The following is a 15,990-nucleotide window of genomic DNA, read 5'->3' on the forward strand; positions in this document are numbered from 1 at the left end:
TTAAGCTGTCTAAAGACAGCCCTTGTCCTAAGCCGATTCATCCCATGCCTAAAGGCAAGGGCTTTCTCGGCTAAGATGTAATCGGGTATTTCCATTGATTGAGCCCCTTTCCTTGAGAAAAGGGGCTATCTTTCGGGCTCACTATGGATCATCTCTCGTCATTCGTCATTCGTGGTTTATCCCGCTATATTTACACCGCAAGGTTCCCCATGCTCATCTACAAATACCATAATGATATGATCGCCGCAAATGCCATCGTCTTCATAGCTCAAGGTGAAGCCTTCTGAATCGACAACCAAAGACTCGATCTGCATTCGATTCACTATCTCTTCTTTCGTAATAGCTGCCCCTTTTACTATGTATTCACGATAATTACTTAGCACTTCGCCGGCGGCATACTCTCTAAACATCATATCGTTCTCTTCTATTCGAGAAAAAAATTCTTTTGCATGATCTATGATTTCGTGCAGATCGTCTTCAACCGGATCGAACGCAATTTCGATTTCTTTCCCCTTCAAAAGCTTCCAGCATGAATAAAAATCTATATCCCGGTCTTTAATAATATTTCCCCAGAACTCATCATGGATCTCCACATTAGTCATATTATCTCTTCTCCTGTTCTATTATTTTAAAGGAAATAACCATATACACTAAAAGCAAACGTCGATACAATAGCGGTTACGACAAACAGGCCTCTCCACCAGCTAACTTTGCCGTGGACGATCGTATTGCCCATATCCCGATCCCACGTTGTCATTCCTTCTCTTACTAGTCGAGAATGGCCAAGAATATATGCTATTAATTGGGCTATTCCTATACCGAGCCCGTCCCTCTCCACCAAACCAGTCTACTGCGTTGAAACGCTTGGGCCGGTGATAATTTCTGTCCTTGATGATTCAAAATAGTAATCTTCAACAGCCATTTCCCCAACGTCGTCCCAAAGATGGCTAAGCAGGCTCCTTCTACAAACAACCAACTAAAGGTTAACAGGATCGATAGCAATGTATTGTTTACATTATCCAGACTTTCAATATCAATAAGAGCCCATAGGATACCGACAGTGATGCTAAATGTATAAAAATCGAAGCTTCTTGCCCAGAACCGGACCCATGGTCTTGGAGCCGGAGGCGATCCGTTGGAAGCATTCTCCGCTAACGAATCTATGTTGATCAACAATCTTCCTCCTCATCAAACACCCGTAATTAACTATCCCTTCCAGTCGACCAATACAATCTCCTGTTTTTCCGAACAGCACCAATCGATTTTTTCCCTACCAACAATGGTGTGGCGGAAAAATCGTCCCAATAATTTTTCTTCTATTCTTTTTGCTTATGCCCACATTTCAACTCCCCCCTTCAGAATCTCGGCCTCCATTTTCACCTACAGACTCCTTTATTACAGATCTGACACATAGTAAAATTATACCACATCCTAGTGTTTCGGGACTTCAATAATCAACATACAACGGGGGGCCAATGCCGTGCAGGACCTAACTTACCTCAAGAAAAATAACTGCTTTTACATTCTGATGACTTCCGCTGAGGAGGAAGGAAAGAGCGAAGTGCTGGTTATCCCATGCGAAACATTCCCGTCTATGGATCGCGCCTGGGAAAAGTGCATGGTTTATGAGATCGGGAATAAAGAGAGCTTCGAATCTTTCAATCATTTGTACTCTCCAACGGAGGGTGTCTTGCTGAGCGAGCTGGGATATTTCTTGACGGAAAACTTCTACAATAGCGTCGTTAAGCTTGTCATGGAATAAGGTAATACTGCGAGAGGAGGCGGCGGCCCCTCTTTTTTCTTTGCTTGCAAACTATTTGCAGACTTATTACGAATATACCTATAAGCCGCAATGAACGTGGGGGAACATGAGGTGAACTATGGACAGCGAGCAGCACTGGATTACAAAGCTAAAAAGAAACGGCAAGGACCCGGCGGCGAATCGACTCGTTTCGAAATACTACAAAGAAATGTACGCCTTTATTTATAAGCAGACGCTCGATGCGGAGCTGTCGCTTGATCTCGCACAGGAAATTTTTATTAGCATGCTCAAGTCGATTAAAAGCTACGACAGCGGCAAAGCGTCGTTCCGGACTTGGATCTATAAGCTGGCCTCCCATCGGCTGGTCGATTATTACAGGTCGAAAAGTTACCGTTACATGCAAATCGTCGAATCCCTTGAGGATTATGAGCTTGAAGATGGGCATGATCCGGCCGTGTCGCTTGAATATAAAGAAGAGTTCGAACAAATCGTTTCGCTTGTCAATCGGTTGGATGCCGCTTCTCAACAAATCTTACGGCTGAAGCTATTCGGCGAGTATACATTGCAAGAAATCGCAGAAAGCGAACAGGTTCCGCTGTCTACGGTGAAAACGAGATATTATGCGGCATTGAAATGGATAAGAAAACAAATGGAGGGGGACCGTCATGGATAAACAGAAATTTTTCATCCCTATGCCCGACGATCGGACGATTGAATCCGAAATTAAGCAGATCGTTTCTGCCGCCGCTGAGCACAAGGATTCGTTCCTGTCCCACTTGAAAGCCATGTACCGGCAAGTTGGCCTCGGACCGTTATTCTCCGACCGCGCGGAACTGACCTTCCTTCTATTAGCGGGCATTGCCCTGATTAGCCTCGTGTTTTGGGGACCCCAGCCAGGCCAGTCGCAAGCGCACGAGATGTACTCCTTGGTCTTTACAACTTCACCGGTTTTATTTCTCGTTCTATCGGTGTACACGTATGTCAATAAAATTAGAAACGCTACCTACGAAGTTGAGATGGCCTGCAAATATAATGTATACCAAGTGATCGCTTTTCGGATGCTGGCGTTCAGCGTCGTCTCGATTCTGGTTAATGCCGTCATGATCTTCCTCATCGTCATGACCTACGAAGACATTCAATTTATCCGGGCGTTCATGATTTCCGTCACAGCTCTGTTCGCTTACTCTATCCTCTTCCTGTACGCCATGATCAAACGGCGCTCCGCCGTTGTCGCCGCGCTGCTGGTTGCGGGATGGATGGCGGGAAATCTGGCATTACGGTATACAGGCAGCCGCCTGTACATCGACATGCTCCTCCATCTGCCGACTTATGTATATGGCGTCGTCCTGCTGGGCACCTTGTATGGTTACCTTAAGCATCTGAATAAGCTGATCTATTATAAACCTGCGGAAAGGAGCTTTTAACATGATCGTCGTCAAAAATGTGAGCAAATACTATGGGGATTTCGCTGCTTTAACCGATATCAATTTGGAATTTTCAAATGGGATCTATGGGCTGCTTGCTCCGAACGGAGCCGGAAAAACGACATTGATCAAAATGATGGTCACCTTGATCGCGCCAAGCCAAGGGGAAATTTTATGCGACGGCAAAAATATTTCCGATATGGGGGAAGCTTACCGCGAGCGGCTTGGCTATTTGCCGCAGCAATTCGGCTTTTACAAAAACTACTCGCCTAAGCAATATTTATCGTACTTGGCGGCGTTGAAAGGCATCGGCAAAAAAGAAGCCGCCGAAATCATCACGGAGCTATTGGACAAAGTCGCGTTAAGCGAGGTGGCCGGGAAAAAAATGAAGAAATTTTCCGCCGGCATGATTCAGCGTGTCGGCATTGCCCAGTCGCTTTTGAACGATCCGCAAATTCTTATTCTCGATGAGCCGACGGCCGGTCTGGACCCGAAGGAACGCGCCCGATTCCGGCAGTTGCTCACAGAGCTTGCCCGGAACCGGCTCATCATTATTTCCACGCATATCGTTTCGGATATCGAATCGATCGCTAATGAAATTATCATGATCAAAAACCAGCGCGTTTTGTATAAAGATACGGTTAACAGCATCTGCCATACTCTCGACGGACAGATATACGAGGCGTCTATCCCTTACGAGCAAATGGAATCATTCCGCAGCCATGTTGTCGTCCTGTCCGAAAAACAGGATAAAGGCATCATGTACGTGCGCTTTGTCCATCCCGGTGAAGCGGAGAATTCGTGGCAGCCGGTTACGCCTCATCTGGAAGACGTCTTCCTGTATGAATATCGCGACGAAATCGAAGCGGAAGGATGAGGATGCGGCGGTGCGAATCTGTATCCATGAGTACAAAAAAGCCTTCAGCATAAAACGTGGTTTTTTGCCGGGAAAAAGCTACGAATGGTTCACGGTCGGCAGCTGGACGATAATAACAGGCGCCTTGTGTGTTTTTACGTTAAAACGGTTTAAAAAACAAGACATTTACTAAGGAGCAGCGTGATGCGGATATTATGGAATGAAATCAAGAAAATATGGAGCTGGAAAATCCTCCTTCTGCTTTTCGTTGTGAATATCGTTCTATTCTTTCTTGTGATTAAGTTTCATATCACTTATTTTCCGAACGGAAGGCCGGGCCTTGATTCGTATCGTATTAGTGTGGACATGGTTATGAAGTACGGAGCGGACATGGACGAAGCGGAATTGGCCGACTTTAAAAAGACGTACCAAGCACAGGTGCAGGAAGCAGACCGTTATTTGCAGTCGAGAAAAGAGTTTGCGGAGGCGGGCATTCGGTCTTACGAGGATTTCCTTAACATAGACAGGAATAACGAGAAGCAGGCAGCGCTTCGTAGCAAAGTGATGATCGAGGAAAAAGTAGATACGTTTTGGGAACTTCAGGAGCGAAAAAGGCTCATTGGTTTCCACGATCGTAAGGAAGCGGTGTTCGATGCCTATAAAAACCACACGGACGCGAAGCAACAGGCGCACTTGGAACAGTCCATAAAGGGCGGACATTATCAGGTGTATTCGGAAGTGGTGATGGCGAACTTCAAAGACTTTATCATCCCGGTTGCGATTGCGATTCTGATAAGCGTCGTGCTGGTTGTATCTCCGGTTTTTATCAAGGATCGCGCAGGAAAAATACTTGAATTGCAATATGCGGCGAAAAAGGGCCGGGAGCTGTACAAGACGAAAGCGGCGGCGGGACTGATCTCGACCTTCGTCGTGATAACCGTCCTGCTGACCGTCTATTTCGTACTCTACGCGCGAAATCATACCTCGATGTTTTTCAAGGTGCCGGTCCATGCGATGATTGGCGAATTCGCTTGGTACGATCCTACGTTTTTGCAATACATTGCGCTGACCGTTATAGCGATCTATCTTTTGGGCTTTGTTTTCGCCCTGCTTGCAATGGCATTCTCAAGCATCATGCCGAATTATATTTCCTTAATCGGCATTCAAATGTTCGTTTTCGGAATGATGATGTACGGGTTATCTTACTTGCTGACTAACATCATCAGCCTGTGGATGCCGCAATGGGTCGTACCGACCTCATACAGCGTGATGGCTGTTGTCGCTGTAATATTCATAATGCTGATGTGGAAGAGGGAGAAGAAGCGGGATATCCTTATGTCCTAACAACTTAGACAAAAGGGTTCGGTCGTTTGTACATCTGCACGATTTGCTCAGCAGTGACCTGCATTAGATCTGTGGCGACTCGGACCTATCATTGTTGATGAGCAGCCGTGCACCAATATTGTAACAAGTCGTATACCGTAAACTTACGGGCTTTGTCTTCATAACCTATCATTTGCACAATTGATTTGACTTCTTAGGACTCAGAAAGGATTGAAGAATGGATGGAATCGTAATACAATTTTTCATGAGATCGCCTCTTTCTCGAATCGGTTGGTGGTACAAACGATTCTACAGAAAAGGCGATCTTTTTTCTACCATTTAGCGGCTAATCAACAGGCCTGATAAAATAATTAAGTATCAATCTCTTTTACTTCACCTGTTCCAAGTTTTACAAATAAAACCTCCAATGCTTCCCATGGAAAAGGATGCTCATACACCAATATACTGATTTTTAAAGATTTATTTCCTATTAACTCTATATTCCATAAAAACCAAGTCCTATTCTCTGGTTCGAACCAATAGAGCCAATCACTAAGTGTCCAGTCGTCACTATCAGTGGAGTCAGCAAAAGATTTTACAAATTCTTTCGGTAAAATGGAACTCCATTCATCTAAGCTAGGCCATATTGTAAGGCTATTCTCAATAATTAATCGTAATATATTTTTTGATGTTTCTAAAACACTCTCTGCACTATTTTCATCACAGTCAGCAATAAAATCAACAATAAATCCTTCATCTTGTTTAGTAACAGAAAAAGATGATAATATTCTATCCTTTTCATCCTCTAATTTCCTTTTTATTGTTTCTGATACTGTCATAAGTATTTTCCCCGAACTCTCTATGTAATTCATCCCGGATTTCGAAAGTAGCCTATAACTTAGACAATGCGACAGTAAGGTTTCGCTTTAATAATGTTCCGTCTATACTTTCAAATTCCCAAGCCTTGGAAGGCTCTCCGATCACTTCACAAGCTTCTCCGGTTAAGTATAATGCACAATCGTCTTCTAAACCAATACCTATCTCGTTATCACTTCTATTTTGAATGAGTGAGTGAAAAGCCTCTGCCCTTTTTGGTTGGTTGTAATGGGGGCAAAAAATATGCTTCACCCTCCCCCACCCAGAGCTCTCTAAATAACCTTCTCCTCCATAGTTCGTACGGAGCCCGCTCTTAAACCAACATATAGCTCCTGCACTAATACCCGCAATTAATGTTTCGTTTTTTAGAGCTTCCAACAAAAGAGTGTCTATTTTGTATTTCATCCACTGTTCTATCATCTTGATATAATTTCCTCCGCCAAGGTAAATAAGATCAGCAGAGTTAATTCTATATTTAATTTCATCATCACTTGGATTATGATTTATGCAACGTAGGACTTCAACCCGACATCCCAGTCGACTTTCATAAGTTTCCACAAATTCGATTATATAGTTCTCATCGTCATTCATCGCTGTGGGTATGAATAACACCTTTGGAGAGGTTTTGCCGTCTATTTCAACAATTCTTTTATTGATTTGAAAATTATTAGAGTTGTTTACGAATCCCCCGCCAATTAAAACTAACCGCACCATAAACACCATCCTCTTCCGCATCTTCAAAACAGTATTCTTTAATTTCAATCGATGTAACAAACTCTTTCGGATTATCCGGGGGAGTTTGTTGCGTGGAAGGAGCGGTCGAAAAAAAGCCCGACTGAAGTGGCCGGGCATCAGCTACGAATTATACGAAGCGGCAAATTCTATGACATTATTATCTCTGTCCAATATATAAATCTGTGAAAAACCTGCCGCGCTGTCGGGCTCGGCCTCGTACTCGATGCCTGCCTCCTCCAGCCATTGCAGCGTTTTGCTGTAGCTCTTCACCCAAATCGAAAAGTGACCTTCTAACGAATTTATTCCGTTTGCCCGAAGCGTTTCGCTATGGGGATTCTCTACGACATGAAGCTGCTGTTCCCCCAAATCGTACCATACCCCTGTTGACTTAAATGGAGGGCGAGCGAGCTCCTTGAATTGAAGAACCTCAGAATAAAAACACTTCGCTTCCTCCAAGTTTCTTGTAGCAACGGTTACATGATGCAGTCGTTCTAATTCAATCATACCGATTTATTCACCACCCTAATTTTCCGAGGTTTCTCTTCTCCCCTCGAATGCTTATTGAATTTGATAAAGCGTCACTTCATAATCGTCGAACGTTTCTTCCAACGTGTTCCCCACAATCTCCCAAGATCCGTTGGCTAACCCGCAGCCGATCCCATAGGGAAGCGCCACCGTTAAACCGTTCTCTTTCGCATAATTTTTTAACGAGAGCAGGGCCTCTTTTAGCGCGGCATAATCCGTATACACTTTCGTTGATCGGCCATAGGTCAATTGACTGAATAGGTTCGCGACGAACTTCCTTTGCACAGCTACAAGCTGAAGGGTTCCGAGAAGCTCCTCCGGCGTCTTGTCTTTACAATAATCCAGGTAGGACGTATACAGGTTCGGATATTTCGTTTTTAACAATTTGGCTACTCCCGAGCCCATCACGGCTTGGCAATTGACTTGGTGACCAATGATGTCTTCCTTAGCCTCCAGCAAATCTCCTGCAATGATTGTTACTGCCACGCCAACCCTCTCCTTCGGTTAGAATACTTTGCAGCCTCATCGACTACATTCCAACGTTAACAATAATCTCCATCTGGACGATATAATACTAACACAACTTTTTTTGAAGTGGAGGAACTACCGTGGGATTTTTCGATTTGTTTAAAAAGAACCAGCAGTCGCAGGCGCAAGAGAACGACCTTATCCAATCCATCCGACACGCGATCGAGATCATGGAACATGCCGATTCGGAAAGCCACGAGGAAATCATCGAAAAAATCGCTCAATACACCAAGGACGAGCATTTGGCTTGGGAGCTGTACTGCTTAATCCCCTCGGCCTATTGCCGGATGATCGTCAAAGAGGTTCAATATACGAACGACATGATCATGGTTTTCCCTGACGACACGCAGCAGCAAACCTTACTCTCCAACAACCTGGTCTATAAGGTCATTCAAAGCGTAGTAGCGGACAAGCTCAGCGGGGAAATCGACAACAAGAAAATTCAAACCATCCTATTCCAAAGCTCGGAATTTAATGCCATTAACAATGCATTAAACGACGGCAGCGCCCTGGGAGATTTGATGACCGGACCGCTGGTCATGTTCGCACCCGAAAAGTAGCCAAACCATCTGCTTATGGCAACAAACCGAGTACCGTGAACCTGTATGCAAAAAATGGTACAATCATGATGGCTCTCACGGCCCCCGACAAATGCTTAACAAGGGAGGAATTCCAATGACAACAGATCTTAAACGGATGGCCCATCTCGTTCGGGCGAATTTTATAACCAAATCCACCTGCTTGGCGAAGGATTCCGGTGAGATGAATGTCCGCGAAACGGCGGATTTTATTCGCGTGGATAGCGGGCTGCCGTCCGATACGTTCAACAACTCGGTGTGGCTTAAGGAGCAGGTGAAACCGTCGGACACCGGTCTGATCGAAGAAACCGTTGAATATTTCAACAAGAAGCAATACCCTATCGCGCTGTGGTCATGGGAGGATCACAATAGCTGTACGTTTGAAACGTTAAGAAGCCTGGGGCTGAACGAAGCGGAGACGAATGTCGCCATGTATGCCGACTTGGATGCTTTGCGGCCGGATACGTCTTGCCCGGCGGAGCTGAGGCTGAAGGAAGTAACGTCTGCTCGGGAAATCGAACAATACGGGGACATGCTGGCTTCTTTATTCGGCGAATCGGCGGAAGCCGCTAACGTTCGGTTATATTATAAGAGGATGCCCGCCTCCCTTCTACTGAACCATTCCGCCATGAAGCTGTATATCGGGTCGGTTCAGGATGACGTCGTTTCTACGGGCTGTCTGATTTTCGCTCCCGATAGCGTCGGCATCTACGACATTGCCACGAGGCAGGAATGCCGCGGAAGAGGCTTCGGGTCCGCCATGTTTAACTTCCTGCTTGTGGAAGCCCGGAAGCACCGCACCGGATGGTGCGTACTCCAAGCTTCGCCGGACGGCATTAATATTTATAAGCGATCGGGCTTTGAGCCGGTCTGCGAAGTAACGGTTTATGAAAACCGGCACATGTTTGAATAAAAGCAGAGGAATGGCTGTTACAGCCCGCTAACCTTCACCATCTCCACAAAAGCGGCACAAGCTTTGCTCGAAAATCCATCGTTACGGCGGACAAAGCTTGTAGTCGTGTAGCGGAACGCTTCCGGAACCGGGTAGCTGCCCAACTCGAACTCCCCGGATAGTACGGATTGGGGCAGCAGCGTAGCGGCGAGTCCGGAACGTACGCAGCTCAGAAGCGTTTTCAGAGAGCTCACTTCCAGCATGTTGGCCAAAGGAATTCCTTCGCTGCGAAGCCACGCTTCCAGAACCGCCCGGAACGGACAACCCTTCGGCGAAACGGCCCATTTCGTATGGGCCAGATCCGGGTACGTCTCCCCGGTCGTGATCGAGAGAGAGACGCCGGGATACCGGGCTTGAAAATCCGCCAGAACATTCATTAAATTACGGCAATTTACGGTTTCCACCACCCCGATCGCCAGCGGGCCGCTCGGATACTCCGTCTCCCGCACCGCTCTCACCACGTTCGGAACAAGCTTCACGTTATTGTCGCTGGCCATGAATCACATCTCGATGGGCACCGCCTACGCCGTATGGACCGGCATCGGCACCGTAGGAAGCTCGCTGCTCGGGATGTTCGCCTTCGGCGAGCCGAAGGAATGGAGGCAGATCTTGTTCATCGGCCTGATCCTCGCGTCAGCCATCGGACTTAAACTGATTTCATAGAAAAAAGAGGGCTGCTTCCCTTAGCGAAAGCTGCCCTCCTTTCGGGGTTTCCGGCATGTGCTCCTCCTACGTCCAGCCCCAAAAGAAAGCGTCCCGGTCCCAAGCTACCCTTCCCTTGTGCAGCTTCTTGAACGCCTTCTTCACTTCCTTATCGATGGACGCGTTCCCGTTCTCGTTGACATAAATAAACGCTTCGCCAAAATGAGCGGAGATATGCCGCACGGCATCGCTTTGATACAGAATGCCCGCGGACTTCACTTCATTCAGCATCCACTCGGCAACCTCATCGGCGGTAAAGCTCATTCGTAGTCCCCCCTTCCTTTGATTCGAAGCCACTCCTCTGCGCTCGATGCTTGCACTTGAGGGTTAGGATGCTCCATCAGCTTCTGCAAAATCTCATCAATTTCGGGGCCTCGGAACCTGGAGATCACCGCAACGAACTCGATCAGGATGTCCGGATTGGACGAATCCTTCAGGAACAGCAGCGGCCGAAAGTCCTTGATCCGGCGGTCGTGATCGATCTTCAGCACCCAGATCGATCTCAGAATCGACGGGATTCCTTTTTCCTCAGCTTGTCTTAGTGCGGACAGCAGTTCCTCGTACCTTTTCAAAATGAACTTGTTGTCGTTCATTTCACCGCCGCGCAGGCACCCGGGACAGAGGCACCTCTTGGTTCCTTTCGCCTTCGGGTAAAAGCGCCAGCCGATCGTCTGGGACAGCTTTTTGGTTCCTAATATTTCGTTCTTAAGGATTTTTCTCGGCACGATCACCTGAAATCCCATCCGGTCTTTCCGATCCCAAAAAGCCTTGACGGCCTGCCCGGCGCTTCCCCGCCGGTGCTTCTGGTAATACTCGCCGAACAAGACAGTCTCGTCGTCGCGCAGCTTGAAATAAACGGCGGTCAACTTCTTTTTGTTAAACCGCCTCAGCTCCCTGAGCCATTGATGCGACGCATAAAAATCGTGAATTAACGGCATGCAGAAGACGCCGTCTCCAACATCGGCCACATGGACCTCGCTCGGCTTGATGCCGTTTCGAACAATATTCGCGATCGATTGCTCCGGCGTCAAATGTACAAATACGGGCATAGGTTTCCTTTCACTTTATTTATTTCCGAGCACGGCGGACAGCAAGGACAGCACTTCATCCTGTGTCACATTCATGTTCATTCTCCTCCGCACGGTCCGATTCCCAAATTATATCATATTGCGCCTCTCAAATAACACGACCCGCCGCCAGCAATAGAAAAAGCACCCGTTAAGGTGCTTCTTCCCCGCTGCCGTTACTTAATCACGAGCACCGGGACTTTCGAATGCTGAACGACATTGTGGCTGACGCTGCCAAGGACAAACTCGCGAAGACCGCTTAGTCCCCGGCTTCCCATCACAATAAGATCGACGCCGTTTTCTTCCGCATACTCCAGAATCGTAACGGCCGGCGGGCCTTGCAGCACCACGTGTTTCGCCTGGGATACGCCGGTAGTCAAGCCTTCCGCTTCTTTCAGTACGGAGCGGGCCAGCTCCTCGTACTCCGGATCAAGATTGGCCGGAACGGAGACGAAGGCACCGCCATAAGGGAAGACCGGGGTCTGATATACATGAATGACGATTAATTCCGCCGAATCTTCCTGAATAATAGCGACCGCTTTCTGAAGAGCCTTAACGGACAGCTCGGAACCGTCAAAAGCAACCAGCACTTTTTGGAATGGCATGATTGGAAACCTCCCCTTGGATCGTTTACACTTTTATGGTAACGTCTATACGGGGCCAAGGATATGATCTAAATCACAATCTGCCGGAAATGGCCCCTACGAACAAAAATACGGGCTAGTCTGGCATAAGCCTCGCCAATTTCGTAAACTGGAATAATGCGAGGTGGCCGGAATGGAAGCCGCCCGATTCGACCATCGCGAAGAAGATACAAGGTCCGGCACGAATCTTCATGCCGTCTTTGCTTCCTTTTCTCGTCTTATCACGTATATACCCGAAGATGGAACGTTATCGCCGACCCACCCTGAAAATTTGCCGGCAGGAAAGGATGTCACTCCATGAAACAACTCAATGAAATTACGGAATTCGCGGACAGACTGTTTGATCTGATCGAGATTCCTTTTACCGAAACGACCGAGCTCGAACGGCAGTTGATCGCTGCTTTCAGCTTCGGCGCCGTGATGGCGGTTGCGATCCGGGACGATCTGGATCAGCCGCAGACTCATGCGTTGACCATCGCGATGCTGATGCGCGCATTTCAATACAGCGAGCATCAAGCCGCCGCTTTCGCCCAGGATCTGATTCAAGCGACGGACCGGGACCATCATCCGACGATGAACGCCATCATTCATCGGGGCATCAACGGGCACTACGAGTACGTGAATGAAGAAATGGAAGATTTGCGTCAAAATCTGCTTGATATTTTAACTTCGTTTAGCGAGTGAAATGAGTGAAATCCATGAAGATACGGAACCGATTTTCGGAAACCGACAAACAAATGCACGCGGAGTTCATCCGCAACGGCTGGGCCTTGCTGAAGGAGCCCAAATCTCCTATACGCGCTCTAATCCTGTCCGTTCCTTTCATGATCATCAATCTCATCGTGACCGCCGGTATCGTAAGTATGTTTTCGGCTGGCCCTCTCCGAAACTATTTGCCTGAATCGATATCGATCACGATCGACTTGAAGAGCATATTGGGAATTGTATCGCTGCTCTTGGTCCACGAGCTGCTGCACTTCATCTTGATCCCGAACTTTATCGCGTCGAAGAGCACATATGTCGGCATTACCTTGTTCGGGGGATATGTATATACGGAAGAACAAGTATCCAAAACGAGATATATCGTCATTACGCTTTTGCCCTTTATTGTCATATCGATCATACTTCCGGCCCTGCTGGGCCTATTGGGGGCACTCTCCCCTTTCATCCTTTTGTTGATCGTCTTAAACTCGTTGTCGTCTTCTTTGGATATTTTGAATTGGATTCTGATCTGGATTCAAGTCCCTTCCAAAGCTGTTATTGTATGCAACGGAACGAAGACATATTGGAAATCGACTGCAAGGCAAACATCTTCTCAATCTAAATCGCTTAGGACGTGAACGAAATGGAACAAACCTTGTCTTACGAGAAAATCTTCGAGTGGGTGAGGGAAATACAGGATGCCCGCGATTCCGGGAAGCCTTACAAAGAAAAGCTGAAGCTGCTCAAGGCCAATGTCACCTATCCGGATGTCGAAGGGCTGCTGAGGCATACCGACCAAAGCGCCGAATTTGTCGCCAAAAGACTGTTCCATCATCGGCCCGTCCTGCCCGGCGACTTGAGCAGAGAAGAGCTGATCGGGCTCGTGGAACAAGTGATGCAGTGCTCGGGAGAAGAGTGGGAAATGGACATTTGGCTGGATATGATTACAAGTTCGGTCGCGGACCCGAGCATTAGCGATTATATTTTTTGGAGCGACGAAGATTTGTCGGCCGAGGAGATTGTAGACAAGGCGCTGGCCTATAAACCGATCCTCCTGTAGTGTCCTCTCCGGTTTGGCCATTATTGTTTGAGTGCGGTCTGCAAAATAGTTCATACACGGCCTTCCCAAGCGGTTTTGCGGCAAACTTACTTATAATCAAAGCCGACGGAGAACCGCTGTACGAGCCCCCGAGTGGTTTGACGAGACCTCTTTCACCCTCTATAATACTGAATAAAAGTTCAGTGTTAAAAAAATCTGGCATCCAGAAAAGGGGTGAAGTAGACGTGAATAAAAAGAAACAGCAAACCAAGCAAACGAAGAAGAAGATCGCCGATGCCGCCAGAGCTTTATTTGCCCAAAAAGGCTATAAAGCAACATCCATAGAAGATATCGTGAAAGCGGCCGGATGCAGCGCCGGTAACGTTTATTATCATTTCAAGAACAAGGAAGGGCTTTTTTTATATTTACTTGAAGAGTTGAACGCGGAATGGGATAAGACATGGCTAGCCAAAGAAATGCTATACCCCACCACGATCGATAAATTATATGGCATGGCCGAACATCTGGCGCTCGATCAACTAAATCATCCGCTAACCAAAGCCTCGGATGAATTTTTCAACAACTCAGAGAAAGCTCCAGATGTGGAGAAGCAAATTAATGAATTGGTCAAAGGTTATCTTGACTTTAATCGGCAGTTGCTGCAGAGAGGGATCGATAACAATGAATTCGAAATCACCAATGTTACCGGACTCGCCATTATTCTGGAAAGTCTGTTGCTTGGATTGAATCAACATAGCCGGAGAATGGAAAGAGAGGAAGCCCTGACGGCTTATCGATTGGCTATGGATGTGTTTCTTTATGGCATTGCCAAGCCAGCCCGCTAGCCCTTTTTTTGGCCATGATCCTGAATAAATATTAAGTATTTTTCAACATGTATGGAGGAATAAGAATGAAATTATTGTTAAAAAATCGAGGAGCCTTACTGATTCTCATGTTCAATCTACTTCTGGTCTTCTCGGGAATCGGCCTTATCATCCCCATTATGCCTAAGTTCATGGAGAGTTTGGGCATAACCGGGGGGATTGTCGGCCTGTTGGTTGCAGCTTTTTCACTGACGCAGCTTCTTTGTTCGCCGTTTGCCGGCCGGTTGGCCGATTCCTTCGGTAGAAAAAGGATGATTGTCCTCGGCTTGATCGTGTTCGCCTTCTCTGAAATACTGTATGGGATAGCAAGTTCAACTGTCCTGCTGTTTGTTTCCAGGATGCTCGGCGGCATTAGTGCTGCTATGATTATGCCGGCCGTTATGGCTTACGCGGCAGATATCACGACAAAAGAAGAACGAGCGGCGGGGATGGGTTACATTAACGCAGCCATTACAACAGGCTTTATTATCGGACCAGGCATTGGCGGTTATATTGCTGAATTCGGTATCCGCATGCCCTTTTACGTCGCGGGGGTTGCAGCGATCATCGCTGCATGCATTACATTATTTATTCTTCCGGAATCGCTCCCTTCAAAAGAAAATATAGCAGATACTCCATCCAGCACGATAAAACGAAGCGGTCTTCTCTCGCAATTGAGGTACACCTATAGAGAGCCCTATTTTTTAAGCTTGATCGTCGTTTTTGTCATGTCGTTTGGGCTTGCTAATTTTGAAACGGTCTTTGGGCTGTTTGTGGATCATAAATTTGGGTTTGGACCTAAAGATATCGCCTTTATCATTACGTTCGGGTCGATAGCTGGCGCTGTGGTTCAGGCTACAGCCTTCAGTTGGATATTGAAGCGTTTCGGGGACCAACGTGTCATAACGCTCTGCCTCTTCTTTGCTAGTTTGTTTATCCTACTGATACTTTTTGTTCACACATTCTGGATGATTTTTGCCATTACCTTCATTATATTTCTGGCAATCGATATTTTACGACCGGCCATCAGCACGCAAATGTCAATGGTGGCTAAGGATCAGCAAGGCTATGTTGCCGGCTTAAACTCTGCCTTTACCAGTCTCGGCAATGTTGTAGGTCCTATAGCAGCTGGTTTTTTATTCGATTTGGATGTTAACTATCCGTATATACTGGCGTGCATAATATTGTTTATTTGTTTCGTTTTAGCGGTAAAAGGTAAAAAGAACAACTTGCAGGATACCAATGTTGCCTCCTGATGAGAAGAACGGTTAATAGCGACAGTCCAGGACTTATTTTCTTGTCCATGGCTGTCGCTGTTTCCATTTCCGGGCTTCCCCTCCTGAATTCCTCCTTGGGAAGACGGCCATACCCTCAAATGAACTGGTTGCGGTTCGCTTCCACCAGATACACCTTA

The 15,990-nt window shown here is 46.9% G+C and carries 22 protein-coding genes and 1 pseudogene; 13 read left to right on the forward strand and 10 right to left on the reverse strand.

Annotated elements, in window-relative coordinates:
• Positions 1 to 176: 176 nt before the first annotated feature.
• Both NLX71_RS14475 and NLX71_RS14480 read right to left on the reverse strand, forming a co-directional pair.
• Positions 177 to 602 (reverse strand): DUF2262 domain-containing protein, encoded by a 426-nt coding sequence (locus NLX71_RS14475; RefSeq protein ID WP_254364398.1) that lies wholly within the window; start codon positions 600 to 602, stop codon positions 177 to 179.
• A 211-nt stretch (positions 603 to 813) separates the two neighbouring features.
• On the reverse strand, positions 814 to 1,173 hold the full coding sequence (locus NLX71_RS14480; protein WP_254364399.1) for an RDD family protein: 360 nt from the start codon (positions 1,171 to 1,173) through the stop codon (positions 814 to 816).
• A 307-nt stretch (positions 1,174 to 1,480) separates the two neighbouring features.
• Between NLX71_RS14480 and NLX71_RS14485 the strand changes: the two genes are divergently transcribed.
• The 5 genes from NLX71_RS14485 (at position 1,481) to NLX71_RS14505 (ending at position 5,386) form a co-directional block, all read left to right on the forward strand.
• Positions 1,481 to 1,762 (forward strand): hypothetical protein, encoded by a 282-nt coding sequence (locus NLX71_RS14485; RefSeq protein ID WP_254364400.1) that lies wholly within the window; start codon positions 1,481 to 1,483, stop codon positions 1,760 to 1,762.
• 118 nt (positions 1,763 to 1,880) lie between these two features.
• Positions 1,881 to 2,435 carry an RNA polymerase sigma factor gene (locus NLX71_RS14490; protein ID WP_254364401.1) on the forward strand — a complete coding sequence of 185 codons (555 nt, stop codon included), beginning with the start codon at positions 1,881 to 1,883 and terminating at the stop codon, positions 2,433 to 2,435.
• The gene (locus tag NLX71_RS14495) at positions 2,428 to 3,186 is read left to right on the forward strand and encodes a hypothetical protein (RefSeq protein ID WP_254364403.1); all 759 of its coding nucleotides are present in this window, start codon (positions 2,428 to 2,430) and stop codon (positions 3,184 to 3,186) included. The genes NLX71_RS14490 and NLX71_RS14495 overlap by 8 nt, the downstream gene beginning before the upstream one ends.
• 1 nt (position 3,187) lies before the next feature.
• Positions 3,188 to 4,063: an ABC transporter ATP-binding protein gene (locus NLX71_RS14500; RefSeq protein WP_254364404.1), complete on the forward strand. Its 876-nt coding sequence runs from the start codon at positions 3,188 to 3,190 to the stop codon at positions 4,061 to 4,063.
• A 183-nt stretch (positions 4,064 to 4,246) separates the two neighbouring features.
• Positions 4,247 to 5,386 carry a hypothetical protein gene (locus NLX71_RS14505; RefSeq protein WP_254364405.1) on the forward strand — a complete coding sequence of 380 codons (1,140 nt, stop codon included), beginning with the start codon at positions 4,247 to 4,249 and terminating at the stop codon, positions 5,384 to 5,386.
• Between the two features lie 350 nt (positions 5,387 to 5,736).
• Here NLX71_RS14505 and NLX71_RS14510 read toward each other — a convergent pair whose 3' ends face one another.
• The 4 genes from NLX71_RS14510 to NLX71_RS14525 form a co-directional block, all read right to left on the reverse strand.
• Positions 5,737 to 6,204, reverse strand: coding sequence for a hypothetical protein (locus NLX71_RS14510; protein WP_254364407.1), 468 nt, complete (start codon positions 6,202 to 6,204; stop codon positions 5,737 to 5,739).
• A 52-nt stretch (positions 6,205 to 6,256) separates the two neighbouring features.
• The gene (locus NLX71_RS14515) at positions 6,257 to 6,952 is read right to left on the reverse strand and encodes a peptidase E (protein ID WP_254364495.1); all 696 of its coding nucleotides are present in this window, start codon (positions 6,950 to 6,952) and stop codon (positions 6,257 to 6,259) included.
• 144 nt (positions 6,953 to 7,096) lie between these two features.
• Positions 7,097 to 7,480, reverse strand: a complete 384-nt coding sequence (locus tag NLX71_RS14520) for a VOC family protein (RefSeq protein WP_254364410.1) — start codon at positions 7,478 to 7,480, stop codon at positions 7,097 to 7,099.
• 54 nt (positions 7,481 to 7,534) lie between these two features.
• Entirely contained in the window at positions 7,535 to 7,987 is a 453-nt protein-coding gene (locus tag NLX71_RS14525) for a macro domain-containing protein (RefSeq protein ID WP_254364413.1), read from the reverse strand.
• A gap of 122 nt (positions 7,988 to 8,109) precedes the next feature.
• Here NLX71_RS14525 and NLX71_RS14530 point away from each other — a divergent pair, with 122 nt between their 5' ends.
• Both NLX71_RS14530 and NLX71_RS14535 read left to right on the forward strand, forming a co-directional pair.
• Entirely contained in the window at positions 8,110 to 8,589 is a 480-nt protein-coding gene (locus NLX71_RS14530) for a hypothetical protein (RefSeq protein ID WP_254364415.1), read from the forward strand.
• Positions 8,590 to 8,704: 115 nt separating this feature from the next.
• Entirely contained in the window at positions 8,705 to 9,520 is an 816-nt protein-coding gene (locus NLX71_RS14535; RefSeq protein ID WP_254364416.1) for a GNAT family N-acetyltransferase, read from the forward strand.
• Between the two features lie 17 nt (positions 9,521 to 9,537).
• On the opposite strand, the gene NLX71_RS14540 is transcribed toward NLX71_RS14535, so the two are convergent.
• Complete coding sequence (locus tag NLX71_RS14540) at positions 9,538 to 10,056, reverse strand: LysR substrate-binding domain-containing protein (RefSeq protein ID WP_309248954.1); 519 nt, start codon at positions 10,054 to 10,056, stop codon at positions 9,538 to 9,540.
• On the opposite strand from NLX71_RS14540, the pseudogene NLX71_RS14545 reads away from it, so the two are divergent.
• Positions 10,019 to 10,222 (forward strand): annotated as a pseudogene (locus tag NLX71_RS14545) (DMT family transporter); the annotation flags it as partial. The gene NLX71_RS14540 and the pseudogene NLX71_RS14545 overlap by 38 nt on opposite strands.
• 66 nt (positions 10,223 to 10,288) lie before the next feature.
• On the opposite strand, the gene NLX71_RS14550 reads toward NLX71_RS14545, so the two are convergent.
• The 3 genes from NLX71_RS14550 to NLX71_RS14560 form a co-directional block, all read right to left on the reverse strand.
• Positions 10,289 to 10,525 carry a DUF6953 family protein gene (locus NLX71_RS14550; protein ID WP_090674874.1) on the reverse strand — a complete coding sequence of 79 codons (237 nt, stop codon included), beginning with the start codon at positions 10,523 to 10,525 and terminating at the stop codon, positions 10,289 to 10,291.
• Positions 10,522 to 11,310: a HEAT repeat domain-containing protein gene (locus NLX71_RS14555; protein WP_254364418.1), complete on the reverse strand. Its 789-nt coding sequence runs from the start codon at positions 11,308 to 11,310 to the stop codon at positions 10,522 to 10,524. Before NLX71_RS14555 ends, NLX71_RS14550 begins: the two co-directional genes overlap by 4 nt.
• A 194-nt stretch (positions 11,311 to 11,504) precedes the next feature.
• Complete coding sequence (locus NLX71_RS14560; protein ID WP_254364419.1) at positions 11,505 to 11,933, reverse strand: universal stress protein; 429 nt, start codon at positions 11,931 to 11,933, stop codon at positions 11,505 to 11,507.
• Positions 11,934 to 12,269: 336 nt separating this feature from the next.
• Between NLX71_RS14560 and imm48 the strand changes: the two genes are divergently transcribed.
• The 5 genes from imm48 (at position 12,270) to NLX71_RS14585 (ending at position 15,832) form a co-directional block, all read left to right on the forward strand.
• The gene (gene imm48 / locus NLX71_RS14565; RefSeq protein WP_254364421.1) at positions 12,270 to 12,656 is read left to right on the forward strand and encodes an Imm48 family immunity protein; all 387 of its coding nucleotides are present in this window, start codon (positions 12,270 to 12,272) and stop codon (positions 12,654 to 12,656) included.
• 14 nt (positions 12,657 to 12,670) lie between these two features.
• Positions 12,671 to 13,312, forward strand: a complete 642-nt coding sequence (locus tag NLX71_RS14570; protein ID WP_254364422.1) for a metalloprotease family protein — start codon at positions 12,671 to 12,673, stop codon at positions 13,310 to 13,312.
• A gap of 5 nt (positions 13,313 to 13,317) precedes the next feature.
• Complete coding sequence (locus NLX71_RS14575) at positions 13,318 to 13,734, forward strand: e9imm peptide (RefSeq protein WP_254364425.1); 417 nt, start codon at positions 13,318 to 13,320, stop codon at positions 13,732 to 13,734.
• 224 nt (positions 13,735 to 13,958) lie between these two features.
• Complete coding sequence (locus NLX71_RS14580; protein WP_254364426.1) at positions 13,959 to 14,558, forward strand: TetR/AcrR family transcriptional regulator; 600 nt, start codon at positions 13,959 to 13,961, stop codon at positions 14,556 to 14,558.
• Positions 14,559 to 14,623: 65 nt separating this feature from the next.
• Entirely contained in the window at positions 14,624 to 15,832 is a 1,209-nt protein-coding gene (locus NLX71_RS14585; protein ID WP_254364428.1) for an MFS transporter, read from the forward strand.
• Positions 15,833 to 15,990 lie beyond the last annotated feature (158 nt).

The sequence above is a fragment of the Paenibacillus sp. MZ04-78.2 genome (assembly GCF_024213375.1).
In the GTDB taxonomy this organism is placed as follows: Bacteria; Bacillota; Bacilli; order Paenibacillales; family NBRC-103111; genus Paenibacillus_G.